12 protein-coding genes and 1 tRNA gene are annotated in these 13,664 nt (G+C 61.4%); 9 read left to right on the top strand and 4 right to left on the bottom strand.

All coding sequences use genetic code 11. The features are described from left to right. The first annotated feature begins 107 nt into the window (after window positions 1-107). The 4 genes from C1M53_RS30055 (at window position 108) to C1M53_RS30040 (ending at window position 5,276) form a co-directional block, all read left to right on the top strand. Window positions 108-2,561 carry a penicillin-binding protein 1A gene (locus tag C1M53_RS30055; RefSeq protein WP_129415692.1) on the top strand — a complete coding sequence of 818 codons (2,454 nt, stop codon included), beginning with the start codon at window positions 108-110 and terminating at the stop codon, window positions 2,559-2,561. Window positions 2,562-2,766: 205 nt separating this feature from the next. Next, a protein-coding gene (gene prfB / locus C1M53_RS30050; protein ID WP_129415691.1) for a peptide chain release factor 2 occupies window positions 2,767-3,898 on the top strand; the annotation gives its coding sequence in 2 pieces (ribosomal slippage) (window positions 2,767-2,832 and window positions 2,834-3,898; 1,131 coding nt in all). 194 nt (window positions 3,899-4,092) lie between these two features. Next, complete coding sequence (locus tag C1M53_RS30045; protein WP_129415690.1) at window positions 4,093-4,461, top strand: GFA family protein; 369 nt, start codon at window positions 4,093-4,095, stop codon at window positions 4,459-4,461. Window positions 4,462-4,628: 167 nt separating this feature from the next. After that, window positions 4,629-5,276 (top strand): OmpA family protein, encoded by a 648-nt coding sequence (locus C1M53_RS30040; RefSeq protein WP_129415689.1) that lies wholly within the window; start codon window positions 4,629-4,631, stop codon window positions 5,274-5,276. Between the two features lie 104 nt (window positions 5,277-5,380). Here the strand turns inward: C1M53_RS30040 and C1M53_RS30035 are convergent, their stop codons facing one another. Together C1M53_RS30035 and C1M53_RS30030 are read right to left on the bottom strand one after the other, a co-directional pair. Further along, entirely contained in the window at window positions 5,381-6,910 is a 1,530-nt protein-coding gene (locus C1M53_RS30035; protein WP_129415688.1) for a DEAD/DEAH box helicase, read from the bottom strand. 192 nt (window positions 6,911-7,102) lie between these two features. Then, entirely contained in the window at window positions 7,103-7,876 is a 774-nt protein-coding gene (locus tag C1M53_RS30030; protein ID WP_129415687.1) for an NAD kinase, read from the bottom strand. Between the two features lie 241 nt (window positions 7,877-8,117). On the opposite strand from C1M53_RS30030, the gene C1M53_RS30025 reads away from it, so the two are divergent. Further along, window positions 8,118-8,264, top strand: a complete 147-nt coding sequence (locus C1M53_RS30025; protein ID WP_245488354.1) for a hypothetical protein — start codon at window positions 8,118-8,120, stop codon at window positions 8,262-8,264. 66 nt (window positions 8,265-8,330) lie between these two features. On the opposite strand, the gene C1M53_RS30020 is transcribed toward C1M53_RS30025, so the two are convergent. Continuing rightward, window positions 8,331-8,405: transfer RNA gene (locus C1M53_RS30020), tRNA-Thr, on the bottom strand. 240 nt (window positions 8,406-8,645) lie between these two features. Between C1M53_RS30020 and C1M53_RS31835 the strand changes: the two genes are divergently transcribed. Continuing rightward, the gene (locus C1M53_RS31835) at window positions 8,646-8,813 is read left to right on the top strand and encodes a hypothetical protein (protein WP_165358283.1); all 168 of its coding nucleotides are present in this window, start codon (window positions 8,646-8,648) and stop codon (window positions 8,811-8,813) included. A gap of 8 nt (window positions 8,814-8,821) precedes the next feature. Here C1M53_RS31835 and bhcR read toward each other — a convergent pair whose 3' ends face one another. Further along, window positions 8,822-9,643 (bottom strand): HTH-type transcriptional regulator BhcR, encoded by an 822-nt coding sequence (bhcR, locus tag C1M53_RS30015; RefSeq protein WP_129415686.1) that lies wholly within the window; start codon window positions 9,641-9,643, stop codon window positions 8,822-8,824. A 210-nt stretch (window positions 9,644-9,853) separates the two neighbouring features. Between bhcR and gcl the strand changes: the two genes are divergently transcribed. The 3 genes from gcl to C1M53_RS30000 are packed head-to-tail and all read left to right on the top strand — an operon-like array spanning window position 9,854 to window position 13,446. Next, window positions 9,854-11,635: a glyoxylate carboligase gene (gene gcl, locus C1M53_RS30010; RefSeq protein ID WP_129415685.1), complete on the top strand. Its 1,782-nt coding sequence runs from the start codon at window positions 9,854-9,856 to the stop codon at window positions 11,633-11,635. A gap of 45 nt (window positions 11,636-11,680) precedes the next feature. Then, window positions 11,681-12,478, top strand: a complete 798-nt coding sequence (gene hyi / locus C1M53_RS30005; protein ID WP_129415684.1) for a hydroxypyruvate isomerase — start codon at window positions 11,681-11,683, stop codon at window positions 12,476-12,478. 59 nt (window positions 12,479-12,537) lie between these two features. After that, window positions 12,538-13,446: a 2-hydroxy-3-oxopropionate reductase gene (locus C1M53_RS30000; protein WP_348630017.1), complete on the top strand. Its 909-nt coding sequence runs from the start codon at window positions 12,538-12,540 to the stop codon at window positions 13,444-13,446. The last annotated feature ends 218 nt before the right edge of the window (window positions 13,447-13,664 follow it).

Below are 13,664 nucleotides of genomic sequence, written 5' to 3'. Positions count from 1 at the left end.
CAAGGATTGCCGTAGCGTATGAAAGCGGCGCAGGAGCGCCCGGGAAATCGATTCCGATTCCCGGGACCATGCGCTAGGGAAATCCTGGGCCACGGACTGGAGTGGGCATGATTCGTCTTATCGGCTATTTTTTCGGCATCGGCACGATGCTGGCTCTGCTGGCCGCCGCGGTTGTCGCGATCTATGTCGGCAATCTGGCCAAGGAGCTGCCTGACTACGAGGTCCTGGCCAAATACGAGCCACCTGTCACCACCCGCATCCACGCTTCCGATGGCGCGCTGATGGCCGAATATGCCCGTGAGCGTCGTCTCTACCTGCCGATCCAGGCCGTGCCGGATCGTGTCAAGGCCGCTTTCCTGTCGGCTGAGGACAAGAATTTCTATTCGCATCCCGGCATCGACATCACCGGTCTTGGTCGCGCCATCATCGTCAACGTGCAGAACTGGGGCTCGCGCCGCCCGGTCGGTGCCTCGACCATCACGCAGCAGGTGGCGAAGAACTTCCTGCTCACCGCCGACCAGACGATGGACCGCAAGATCAAGGAAGCGATCCTCGCCTTCCGCATCGAGCAGGCCTATTCCAAGGATCGTATCCTTGAACTCTATCTCAACGAGATCTTCTTTGGCCTGAACGCATATGGCGTTGCGGGTGCAGCGCTGACCTATTTCGACAAGTCGGTCAACGAGCTGACGGTGGCCGAGGCTGCCTATCTCGCTGCACTTCCGCGTGGCCCGTCCAACTACCACCCGTTCCGGCATACCGAGCGTGCCATCGAGCGCCGCAACTGGGTCATCGACCAGATGGTCGAGAACGGTTACGTCACCAAGGAGGAGGGCGCCAAGGCCAAGGCCGAGCCGCTCGGCGTCAAGCCGCGCCGCAACGGCACCTACCTTTTCGCCGGTGAATATTTCACCGAGGAAGTCCGCCGCCAGATCATCTCCCGCTATGGCGAGAACGCACTCTACGAAGGTGGCCTCTCCGTCCGAACCACACTCGATCCCAAGCTGCAGCTGTTCGCCCGCAAGGCGATGCAGAACGGCCTGATGAAATTCGATACGTTGCGCGGCTACCGTGGCCCGATCACGCATATCGACGTGTCCGGTGACTGGGGTCCCGGACTGGGCGCGGTCAAGGCCTTGAGCGACGTGCCGGAATGGACGCTCGCCGTCGTGCTCGACAGCTCCGGCGAGGGCCTGTCGATCGGCGTGCAGCCCGACCGCGAGGCCTCCGGTGACCTCGTCAAGGAGCGGGTCGAAGGTACGGTATCGCGTGAGGACATGGCGTGGGCGATGCGCTACAAGCAGGGCGACAAGACGCTGAAGGCGAAGTCCCCGGCGGAAGTCCTGAAGGCCGGTGATGTCATCTTCGTTCAGAGGAAGGGTGACAGCGGCTCCGATTATCTGCTGCGCCAGGTGCCGCAGGTCGAGGGCGGTCTCGTCGCCATGGATCCCCACACCGGCCGCGTCCTTGCCATGGTCGGCGGCTTCTCCTACGCCGCTTCCGAGTTCAATCGTGCCACCCAGGCGATGCGCCAGCCCGGCTCATCGTTCAAGCCGATCGTTTATGCGGCGGCACTGGACAACGGCTATACGCCAGCCTCCGTCATCATGGACGGTCCGATCACCATCCAGTCCGGCAACACCACCTGGACGCCGAAGAACTATGATGGCAATTCCGCCGGCCCGTCGACCCTGCGCAACGGCATCGAGCGTTCGCGTAACCTGATGACCGTTCGTCTGGCCAATGACATGGGCATGAAGCTGGTTGCGGAATATGCGGAACGTTTCGGCGTCTATGACAAGCTGGCGCCATATCTGCCGATGGCGTTGGGCTCCGGTGAAACCACGGTGATGCGCATGGTTTCGGCTTATGCGATCATGGCCAATGGCGGCAAGTCGATCAAGCCGTCGGTCATCGACCGCATCCAGGATCGTTACGGCAAGACGGTGTTTCGTCAGGACGAGCGCACCTGCGAGAACTGCAACGCCACCGAATGGAAGAACCAGCCCGAGCCCGAACTGACCGACAATTCCGAGCAGGTGCTGGACCCGATGACGGCCTACCAGATCACGTCCATGATGGAGGGCGTTATCAAGCGCGGTACCGGCGCCACCGTTGCCGAACTCGGCTACCCGATGGCCGGCAAGACCGGCACGACCAACGACGAGAAGGACGCCTGGTTCATCGGCTTCACGCCGAACCTGCTGGTCGGTCTCTATCTCGGTTATGACCAGCCCAAGCCGCTCGGCAAGGGCATCACCGGTGGTGGTCTCGCCGCGCCGATCTTCAAGGACATGATGCGCGAGGCGCTGGTCGGTCAGCCGAAGATCGAATTCAAGGTACCGGAAGGCATGTCGCTGGTCGCGATCAACCGCAAGACCGGCATGCGTGCCAACGAGGGCGACCCCAACACGATCATGGAAGCCTTCAAGCCCGGCACGGGTCCGGCTGACAGCTACTGGGTCATCGGCATGGGCTCGGATGGCTCGAACGGTCCTGGCACGGGGATTTCGCCGCAGGCATCGCAGGCGATCCAGTCGGGCGGCGGCGGCCTTTACTGACGACGCGACAGTCACTGATGGGCCGGCTCCATGCCGGCCCATTTTGCTTTACAGGCGGCAGGGTGATGCCTATGTATCGCGCCGACTTGCTTGTTGGGATTCATGGCATCTTGAGCCGGCATCGGCGAGCAGGTGTCCTTTGAAACCCAGTTGGCCCTGAGTGGCGACGGTCGTCACTTCGCAAACCGGAAAAGAAAAAGAGATCATGCGCGCGGAAACGCAGAACATTGTCGACGAAATCAGGCAGGCGATAACCCTGCTGAGGAGGCATCTTTGACTGGGATCAAGCGCTAAAACGGCTTGAATACCTGAACGTCCGTGCCGAGGACGCCAGCCTCTGGAATGACCCGCAGGAAGCGCAGAAGCTGATGCGCGAGCGGCAGGGCCTGGAAGAGGGCATCGGCACGGTCAAAGGCGTCACCCAGGCACTCGAGGACAATATCGGCCTTATCGAACTCGGTGAAGAAGAGGGCGACGAGAGCGTCATCCAGGAGGCCGAGACTGCGATCCGCTCGCTGGCCGGTGAGGTCAGGGCGCGCCAGGTCGAGACCATGCTTTCAGGCGAGGCCGACTCCAACGATACCTATCTGGAAGTCCATGCCGGTGCCGGTGGCACCGAGAGCCAGGACTGGGCGAACATGCTGCTGCGCATGTACACGCGCTGGGCCGAGCGTCGCAAATTCAAGGTCGAAGTGCTGGAAGTCCACGATGGCGAAGAAGCCGGCATCAAGTCGGCGACGGTGCTGATCAAGGGGCATAACGCATATGGCTGGCTGAAGACGGAGTCGGGCGTGCATCGTCTTGTGCGCATCTCGCCCTACGATTCCAATGCGCGTCGCCACACCTCATTTTCGTCGATCTGGGTCTACCCGGTGATCGACGACAACATCCAGATCGAGGTCAATGAATCCGACGTGCGCATCGACACCTACCGCTCGTCGGGCGCAGGTGGTCAGCACGTCAACACCACCGACTCGGCCGTGCGTATCACGCACATTCCGACCGGTATCGCTGTTGCCTGCCAGGCCGGCCGTTCACAGCATCAGAACCGTGCCAAGGCATGGGAGATGCTTCGCTCACGCCTCTACGAAGAAGAGCTGAAGAAGCGTGAGGCGGCAGCCAGCGCAACCGAAGCGGCCAAGACCGACATCGGCTGGGGGCACCAGATCCGCTCCTATGTTTTGCAGCCCTACCAGCTCGTGAAGGACCTGCGCACCGGAGTGGAGTCGACAAGCCCATCGGACGTGCTCGATGGCGACCTCGACGATTTCATGGAAGCTTCGTTGTCGCAACGCATCGAAGGCGGCGTCGGGCAGCCGGTCGCGGATATCGACTAGAGGCATCTGCCTCATCTCAAGGGCCCTGGCCGACTTTAGAGCGTTTCCGTTTTCGCGGAAACGCTCTAACTATTTGTTTTTACGCAATTCCGAACGGAAAACCGCTACGCACTTTTCCGGAATTGCTTTAAGTTGTCAGGAGGCTCTCTCTGTGGTGTGTTGCGCTTCAGGCGCGCGTGGCATGGAGAGGAAAAATGATCATCAAGGGAAGCTGTCACTGCAAGGCTACGACGTTCGAGGTATCGGAAGCGCCGCAGACGGTGACGCAGTGCACCTGCTCCTTCTGTTCGAAGCGTGGCTCGCTCTGGGCCTACTACACGCCCGACAAGTTCAAGCTGACCAGCCCTCCTGAAAATGTGAGCTTCTACCGTTGGGGCTCGAAGACCATCAAGCACGGATTCTGCGCAATTTGTGGCTGCGGCACCTTCACCGAGACCCCGGACTGGTCGACCGGCGAGCCGGATTTCGACAACCCCAAGATCAGCATCAATTCCCGCCTGTTCGACGATTTCGAGCTCGACACCGTCGAGGTGGTGGTCATCGACGGCAGGAACCTGTGGTAGCCGCGACGGGCGTTTCCCTTGCCTGACGCAATGATCTTGAAGGCGCGCGGAAAAACCCCGCGCTCCGCCATTTCATGCTCCGGTTTCTGCCGCAATTCGTGCTAGAAGGGCGGCTAAGGACTTGCCCGCGCGCCGAGTCGCGGCCGTAGTTTGGAGAGGGATATCCCATGAAGAAAATTGTGCTCAGCGTGGTGGCTACGGCGGTGTTGGCCAGTGCCTGCACGACCGATCCCTACACGGGTGAGCAGAAGGTTTCCAACACCGCGGGCGGCGCCGTTCTCGGTGGCCTGGCTGGTGCCGCACTTGGCACGCTTGCCGGTGGCAACGATCGCCGCAACGCGCTGATCGGTGCGGGTATCGGCGCACTGGCCGGCGGAGCCATCGGTTCGGTGATGGACCAAAATGAAAATGCGCTGCGCCAGCAGCTGCAGGGCACCGGCGTCAGCGTTACCCGCGTGGGCAACCAGATCGTTCTCAACATGCCGTCCGACATCACCTTCGCCACCGATCAGGATTCCGTGAAGGCGAGTTTCTACTCGGTGCTGAACTCCGTTGCGCTGGTCCTGAAGAAGTACAATCAGACCACCGTCGACGTGTTCGGCCACACCGACTCGACCGGTTCGGACCAGCACAATTTCGACCTGTCGCAGCGCCGCGCGCTCTCGGTGGCGAACTACCTGTCGTCGCAGGGCGTCGATTCACGGCGTTTCGCGGTTACCGGCTTCGGCAAGACCCGGCCGGTTGCTCCCAACAACACCGCCGAAGGCCGCGCGCAGAACCGCCGCGTCGAGATTCAGCTTTCGCCGCTCACCTGAGACCGGTTTATGCAGATATGAAAACGGCCCCGCTCGGGGCCGTTTTCATTTGGATATCTGTAGAAAATTCGGTCCAACGTCGGTCGGGATCCGGCCTGCTGTATTCAGACCTTGGCGACGATCTTCATGAAGGCGGGCACGTCATCGCCGAAGCCGATTGTCTTGTCGTCTTCTTCCTCGCGATGGCGGGAATGGCGCTGTTCGCGATGCGGGCGCTGGTCCTTGCGATCGGCATCCCTGCGATCGGCATTGTCGGCGCGGATCGCCTCCTTACGCTGCTTGCGGTCGTCGCCCGCAGGAGGGGCCGCTTCAGCGGGAGCCGGTGTTGCCTCGCCATTTTCGTTTGCGGCGTGCCTGTCGCCGCGCTTGCCCTTGCTGCGACGGTCGTCGCTATCCTTGCGGCCGCCACGGCGCTTGTCGCCGCGACCGCGGCGTGGCGCTTCATCAGCGTCCTCGCTGACAACCAGCGTGGATAGGTCGCCGTCGAACCATTCGATCCGTTTGCCGATCAGCTTCTCGATCGCGTCGACATATTTGGTGTCGCCCTTGGTGGCGATGGTGAACGACTTGCCGGAGCGCCCCGCACGGCCGGTGCGGCCGATACGATGGACATAGTCTTCGGCATGGATTGGTACGTCGTAGTTGAAGACATGGCTGACGTCTGGAATGTCCAGCCCGCGGGCGGCGACGTCCGACGCCACCAGCAATTTCAGCTTGCCGTCACGGAAGTTGGACAACATGGTCATGCGCGCGCGCTGGTCCATGTCGCCATGCAATGCGCCAGCGTTGAAGTCATGCTTCAGCAGCGAGCGGAACAGTTCCGAGACCTCGACCTTGCGGTTGCAGAAGATGATGGCGTTCTTCAGCCCTTCTTCTTCGGCGTGGATCAGGTCGCGCAGGACAGCGCGTTTGTCCCACGGTTTCGAGCCGGCCTTGACCAGGCGCTGTGTTACCGTCGAAGCGGTGGTCGCAGCCTTGGCGACCTCGATGCGTACCGGGGCATGCAGGAACTGCTCGGTCAGCTTGGTGATCTCGGGCGGCATGGTCGCCGAGAAGAACAGCGTCTGCCGGGTGAAGGGGATGAGCTTGCAGATGCGCTCGATGTCGGGAATGAAGCCCATATCGAGCATGCGGTCGGCCTCGTCGATGACGAGGATTTCGACGCCGGTCAGCAGCAGTTTGCCGCGCTCGAAGTGATCGAGCAGGCGACCTGGGGTCGCGATCAGCACGTCGGCACCGCGTTCCAGCTTCTTTTCCTGGTCCTCGAAGGAGACACCACCGATGAGCAGCGCCACGGTGAGGCGATGGTTCTTGCCGTATTTGACGAAATTCTCTTCGACCTGCGCCGCCAGCTCGCGGGTCGGCTCCAGGATCAGCGTGCGCGGCATGCGTGCGCGGGCCCGCCCCTTTTCCAGCCGTGTCAGCATCGGCAGCACGAAAGATGCCGTCTTGCCTGTTCCGGTCTGGGCGATGCCTAAGACATCCTTGCCCTGCAACGCGTGCGGGATCGCGCCGGCCTGGATCGGCGTCGGCTGCGTGTACCCGGCATCGGTGACGGCCGAGAGAACCTTGGGCGAGAGGCCGAGGTCGGAGAAAAGCAACGCTTCTTGAGCGGTCTGGGTGTCTGAGGACAAGTTTTACTGTCTTTGGCTTGTATGGGAGCGCGGCGGCTTCCGTCGCGGCAGACGCCTCGCGCCTGCAATATCGTGAACGCCGATAGGCGCAAGTCCACGTTTTGTCAACACAAACGGGCTTGAAAGCCAGCAATCACGCGGTGATTGGCCTAAGGTAGTGTCCGATATGGTTCGTTCAACCCGGATTGGGACTCAATATCGGAACTGTTCTGCAAGAATGCGTTCGTCCCAGGAATGATTGGGGTCGAACAGCACCGTGGCTGTTGCCGTCAAGGATTCCCGCACTGTCACCGACGTCACGGCCTTCACTTCGGTGTGGTCGGCGGCGGCGTTCACCGGCCGCTTTTCGGCCTCCAGTATGTCGAACCGCACGGTCGCCCGATTGGAAAGCAGCGCGCCACGCCAGCGGCGTGGCCTGAACGGGCTCACCGGCGTCAGCGCCAGCAGCGGCGCGTCGAGCGGCAGGATCGGCCCGTGGGCGGAAAGGTTATAGGCGGTGGAGCCTGCCGGCGTCGCGATCATGACGCCGTCGCAGCTCAATTCCTCGAGGCGGACATGGTCGTCGACGGTGATGCGGATCTTGGCTGTCTGGTAAGATTGGCGCCACAGGGCGACCTCGTTGATCGCAAGTGCTTCGACGGTTTCGCCTTCGGCGTTGGTCGCCGACATTTCCAGCGGTCGGATGGTTTCAGGCACCGCCTTGGCAATGCGCTCGGTCAGGCCCTTTTCACGGAACTCGTTCATCAGGAAGCCAATCGTGCCCCGGTTCATGCCGTAGACACGCTTGCCACTGCTCATCGTGTCGCGCAGCGTCTGCAGCAGGAAACCGTCACCCCCGAGGGCGACGATGGTGTCGGCTTCATCGACCGGCACCTGGCCATAGCGGGCACTCAGCCGCTCCAGCGCAGCCCGGGCGTCGGCGGTTTCTGAGGAAACAAAGGCGAGGCGGCTTGCGGTATTCGTCATGGCTCCCGGCGGGCGATCCTCGGCATCGACCCGCGCGGCGTAGCATGGTCAACCGGTGCCTGCAAAGAGCGTGGTGGCAAGCGAGGCGAGATCACTGCCATTCGCAACGGGCGAATCATTGCGCCGTGCCTGCTTGCGCCAACATGGTTAAAATCCGTCTTAATTTTTCTGAAATTTGCTTTGGCCATGCTTGGGGCAGCAATCGGTGGGCGGGGGCCAAGTCGAGAGCTTCCCATTGTCGATGTCACGCCTGATGATCCTTTTCCTGATGCTCGGTTCGTTCGCCGTGATGTTTTCCATCGTGGTCCGGGCCTCCGACCAGATGAACCAGCCGGTCGTGTCATCAAAATGCACGGGCGTGCTGATGCCGTGCCTGAGCAAGCGTTGATCAGGATCTGAAAGGCGGGAAGGGGACAAGCCCGGGCTGTATATTTGAACTGCACGCTGGATTGAATGGTGCCGGCGGAGAGGATCGAACTCCCGACCTTCGGTTTACAAAACCGCTGCACTACCGCTGTGCTACGCCGGCTCCAGGACACCGCAACTTGGTGGCCAATCGGTACTTGTGTCCTCCGAACCCGATTTCAGTTCCAAGGTTGGAGAAGCACGGCGCACCGGTTAGCACATTTGCTGCGCCAGTAAAGACAATTGTCGGCAACTTGCGCGCTGCGACGCTCGCCTGATCCCAGGTTGAGCATGAAATTGGCTGGTTTCATCCTTATATCCATCGGAGATGCCTGTCAGCAGGCGTCGTTGATGGGGTTTGTCCATGATCCGAATCGTCATTGTCGGTTTGATCGTATTCGCCGTCTGGATTCTGGCGGTGAAAGTGCTGCGTGCCCTCAAAGGCGCCAATGTCGACTGGACTGGCGTGAGCTTCGCCATCGGCTTTATCGTATTGGCGTTCTGGCTCCGCCACGTCACCGGCATGGGCTGATCGCAAGGTCAGCGTTTGGTGCTGCCACCGATCATCTTGGTGATCTCCACCGCCGCATTCCGCACCAGCGGCCCGATCTCTGCCAGGCGTTCGGGCGTCACCCTCGCCGTTGGTCCCGATACTGAAACGCCACCGATCGGTTCTCCGAACTCGTTGAAAATCGCGGCGGCAATGCAGCGCATGCCAAGGTTCCGTTCCTCGTCGTCGACGGACCAGCCTCTTTCGCGAATATCCTTCAGATCGAGCGCCAGCGCGGGCAGGGTGGACAAGGTTTTCGCGGTAAAGGCTTCGAGTCCGGTCTTGCGGCTTATGGCGGCAACACGATCGCCATCGAGATAGGCCAGCACCGCCTTGCCGATGCCGGAGGCATGAAACGGGCTGCGCGTACCCGGCCGGAAGAAGGCGCGGATCGCCTGATGTGTCTCGACCTGGCTGACAAAGACAACGCAGTCGTCTTCGGCCAGGCCGAGATTGGCGGTTTCGCCAGTCCTTTCCATCAATTCCTGCATAACCACGCGCGCACGGTCGACCAGCTTGCGCCGGCGCAGAAATGCGGCGCCCATGCGGTAGGTTTCCACGCCGATCGACCAGAGTTGATCGGTCTTGTCGAACTCGACCATGCCGTGCGTTTCGAGTGTCGTCAGCATCCGGTAAGCGGTCGAGGCGGCAATTCCGGAGGCGTTGGCGACCTCCGAGAGCGACAGGCCGCTGCCCTCCGCGACAATGGCAAGGATGCGGAGTGCACGATCCAGCGATTGGACCTGCGCGGCGTCTGCGGGGGCGTTGAATGCGCGTGGGCGCCCGCGCTGGCGTTTTTCCGTCTGTTCCATAGCTGCATTGTCACCCAAATCGGCCAAACGGCAATAAAAAATTTTTCTGAAATAGGCTGGTGAGTTTATTTGGAAAACAAAATTGCGTTTAAATTCAAAGCGAATTTGGCAAATTTAAAAAATGAAAAATTATTTTGGAAAAATTGAAAAATACGCGAGGCGCTGGCAGAGTCCAGCCATTCGAACATCACCGTTTTGGAGGGCTCAGATATGGCCAGGATGCGCGCAGTCGATGCGGCGGTTCTCGTTCTCGAGAAAGAGGGGATCAAGTGCGGCTTTGGTGTGCCGGGCGCTGCCATCAACCCATTCTATTCGGCGCTGAAGGCGCGGGGCACCATCGGTCACGTCCTGGCCCGCCACGTCGAGGGCGCCTCCCACATGGCTGAGGGTTACACCCGCGCCAAGGCCGGCAACATAGGCCTGTGCATAGGCACCTCCGGTCCGGCTGGCACCGACATGATCACCGGCCTCTATTCGGCCGCGGCCGACTCGATCCCGATCCTGTGCATCACCGGCCAGGCGCCGCGTGCCCGTCTCACCAAGGAAGACTTCCAGGCCGTCGACATCGCAGCCATCGCTGGCCCGGTCGCCAAGTGGGCGGTGACGGTCATGGAGCCCTACCTGGTTCCGATGACGCTGCAGAAAGCCTTCTATCTGATGCGTTCGGGCCGCCCGGGCCCGGTCCTGGTCGACCTGCCGATTGACGTGCAGCTGGCCGAAATCGAGTTCGATATCGACGCCTATGAGCCGCTTCCGCTGGCCAAGCCAGCGTTGACCCGCGCCCAGGCCGAAAAAGCTCTGACCATGCTGAACCAGGCCGAGAAGCCGTTGATCGTAGCCGGTGGCGGCATCATCAACGCCGACGCTTCTGATCTGCTCATCGAATTTGCCGAGATCACCGGTGTTCCGGTTGTTCCGACCCTGATGGGCTGGGGCACCATCCCCGACGATCACGCCCTGATGGCCGGGATGTGTGGCCTGCAGACGTCGCACCGCTATGGCAACGCGACCATGCTGGAAGCCGACTTCGTGTTCGGCATCGGCAACCGCTGGGCCAACCGCCACACAGGGTCGGTCGATGTCTACACCAAAGGCAAGAAGTTCATCCATGTCGACATCGAACCAACCCAGATCGGCCGTGTCTTCGCGCCGGATCTTGGCCTTGTCTCCGATGCCGGTGCCGCGCTGAAGGCACTGCTCGACGTCGCCACCGAATGGAAGACGGCCGGCAAGCTGCGCGACTGGTCGGGCTGGGCCAAGCAATGCCAGGAACGCAAGAAGACCCTGAAGCGCAAGACCCATTTCGAGCAGGTGCCGCTTAAGCCGCAGCGCGTCTACGAGGAGATGAACAAGGCGTTCCCACGCGACACCACCTATGTCACTACGATCGGTCTCAGCCAGATCGCCGGCGCGCAGTTCCTGCATGTCTACAAGCCGCGCAACTGGATCAATTGCGGCCAGGCCGGCCCGCTCGGCTGGACGCTGCCGGCAGCGCTGGGTGTTCGCGCCGCCAATCCGGAGGCCTTCATCGTTGCGCTGTCGGGTGACTATGATTTCCAGTTCATGATCGAGGAACTGGCGGTCGGCGCCCAGCACAAGCTGCCCTACATCCACGTCGTCGTGAACAATGCGTATCTCGGCCTGATCCGCCAGGCGCAGCGGGGCTTCCAGATGGACTACGAAGTCAGCCTTGCCTTCGAAAACCAGAACAGGAAGGATGACCCGGAGGCGGGTTACGGCGTCGACCATGTCGCGGTCGCCGAGGCGATGGGCTGCAAGGCGGTTCGCGTCCGCAAGCCGGAAGAGTTCGCAGGTGCCTTCAAGGAGGCGGAACGGCTGATGAAGGAGCATCAGGTTCCGGTCGTTCTGGAATTCATCCTGGAGCGTGTCACCAACATCTCCATGGGCACCGAGATCAACAACATCACCGAGTTCGAGGAACTGGCCGAGAAGAACGAAGACGCTCCCACGGCGATCGTGCTGCTCGATTGAATCTGTTCCTGAAGTCGTTGACTCAATTTCCAAGAAAGTTCCGCTATGCCACGGTTTTCAGCCAATCTTTCGATGCTCTTCAACGAGCATGAATTTCTCGATCGTTTCGACGCCGCGGCCCGCGCCGGCTTCAAGGGGGTCGAATATATCGGTCCTTACGATCACACGCCCGAGGCGGTCGCCGCCAGATTGAAGAAGAACGGCCTGACACAGGTCCTGTTCAACCTTCCGGTCGGTGACTGGGGCAAGGGCGAACGTGGTATCGCCGTGCTGCCGGACCGTATCCACGAGTTCCGGCAGGGTGTTGCCAAGGCTATCACCTATGCCCATGCCCTTGGTTGCGACCAGCTCAACTGCCTTGCCGGTATCACGCCGGCCGGCGTGTCGACCCAGGCATTGGAAAATGTCTTCATCGAGAATCTCGGCTTCGCCGCCGAAAAACTGGAGCAGGCGGGTATCAAGCTCTTGATCGAACCGATCAACACCCGCGACATTCCGGGCTTCTTCCTGACCAACACCAGGCAGGCGCTCGAGATCATCGAGCGGGTCGGCTCGAAGAATCTCTATCTGCAGTACGACATCTATCACATGCAGGTCATGGAGGGGGATCTCGCCCGCACGATCGAGGCCAATCTCAGCCGCATCGCGCATATCCAGCTTGCGGACAATCCCGGACGCAACGAGCCGGGGACGGGCGAGATCAACTATCGATTCCTGTACGAGCACATCGACCGCATCGGCTATGCGGGCTGGATCGGCGCTGAATACAAGCCGAAGGCCGGCACCGAGGCCGGGCTGGGCTGGTTCCAGGCTCTGACCGGCAAGGGCAGCGCCGCAGCCTGACCGCACCCTCTGGAAACTTCTACCTCGTCCAGCGGCGGAGCCGGCTGGCGGGAGGACGATTGACTTCGAAAAGGACAATGACAATGGAAAAGATCGGTTTCATCGGCCTGGGCATCATGGGCACGCCGATGGCGGGACATCTGCTCGACGCCGGCTATGAGGTCGTGACCACCGACCATTTCGCAAAGCCCGCGCCGGAGCTTTCCGCCAAGGGCATCAAGGTGGTGACCGGTAATGATGCGGTGGCGCGTGCGGCCGACATCATCATCCTGATGGTTCCGGACACCCCGCAGGTCGAGGAAGTCCTGTTCGGCGGCAAGGGCGTCGCCGAGGGCCTGTCAACCGGCAAGCTGGTCATCGACATGAGCTCGATCTCACCGATCTTCACCAAGGAGTTCGCCGCCAAGGTCAAGACAACGGGCGCGGACTATCTCGACGCTCCGGTTTCGGGCGGCGAGGTCGGCGCAAAGGCTGCTTCGCTCGCCATCATGGTCGGCGGCGAGGAGGCTTCGTTCGATCGCGCGAGGCCGATCTTCGACAAGCTCGGCAAGAACATCACCCTTGTCGGCCCGAACGGTTCCGGCCAGACCGCGAAGGTGGCCAACCAGATCATCGTCGCGCTTACCATCGAGGCCGTCGCCGAGGCGCTGGTGTTTGCGTCGAAGGCGGGTGCCGATCCGGCGAAGGTGCGACAGGCATTGATGGGGGGGCTTGCCAATTCACGCATCCTGGAGGTCCATGGCGAGCGCATGATCAAGCGCAGCTTCGCGCCGGGTTTCCGCATCGAGCTGCACCAGAAAGATCTGAACCTGGCGCTGGAAGGTGCCAAGTCGCTGGGCGTCGCCTTGCCCAACACCTCGACCACGCAGCAGCTCTTCAACGCGTGCGCGGCCAATGGCGGTGCCAGGGACGATCATTCGGGTGTGGTCAAGGCGCTGGAGCTGATGGCCGGGCATCCGGTGGCGTGATCTCAAGGGAACCTCTGCTCGGGCCCATTCCTCAGGATCGGCCCATTTCTAAAGCCTGCGTTCGAAGCGTCTTTCGGCACGAAGTGTCCTCGGAGGAGGATGACGCCCGGCGGCTCCGGGAGGGCGGGTTCCCGATCGCGGTCAGCTGGGAGCGGCGGACCGCCACCAGATCCGCTTCGTCGTCAGAGCATTTCCGCGTTTCGTGAAAACGCTCTGGC

It is taken from the genome of Mesorhizobium sp. Pch-S, from assembly GCF_004136315.1.
Classification (GTDB): Bacteria; Pseudomonadota; Alphaproteobacteria; order Rhizobiales; family Rhizobiaceae; genus Mesorhizobium.
The sequence above is the reverse complement of the archived record's forward strand: the minus strand, read 5'-3'. Positions and strand labels throughout refer to the sequence as shown.

What these genes read in the sequence shown, in the direction of transcription:
- C1M53_RS30055 (WP_129415692.1), top strand. Translation starts at nt 108, where the DNA reads ATGATTCGTCTTATCGGCTATTTTTTCGGCATCGGCACGATGCTGGCT.
- C1M53_RS30045 (WP_129415690.1), top strand. Translation starts at nt 4,093, where the DNA reads ATGATCATCAAGGGAAGCTGTCACTGCAAGGCTACGACGTTCGAGGTA.
- C1M53_RS30040 (WP_129415689.1), top strand. Translation starts at nt 4,629, where the DNA reads ATGAAGAAAATTGTGCTCAGCGTGGTGGCTACGGCGGTGTTGGCCAGT.
- C1M53_RS30030 (WP_129415687.1), bottom strand. Translation starts at nt 7,876, where the DNA reads ATGACGAATACCGCAAGCCGCCTCGCCTTTGTTTCCTCAGAAACCGCC.
- C1M53_RS30025 (WP_245488354.1), top strand. Translation starts at nt 8,118, where the DNA reads ATGTCACGCCTGATGATCCTTTTCCTGATGCTCGGTTCGTTCGCCGTG.
- C1M53_RS31835 (WP_165358283.1), top strand. Translation starts at nt 8,646, where the DNA reads ATGATCCGAATCGTCATTGTCGGTTTGATCGTATTCGCCGTCTGGATT.
- bhcR (WP_129415686.1), bottom strand. Translation starts at nt 9,643, where the DNA reads ATGGAACAGACGGAAAAACGCCAGCGCGGGCGCCCACGCGCATTCAAC.
- gcl (WP_129415685.1), top strand. Translation starts at nt 9,854, where the DNA reads ATGGCCAGGATGCGCGCAGTCGATGCGGCGGTTCTCGTTCTCGAGAAA.
- hyi (WP_129415684.1), top strand. Translation starts at nt 11,681, where the DNA reads ATGCCACGGTTTTCAGCCAATCTTTCGATGCTCTTCAACGAGCATGAA.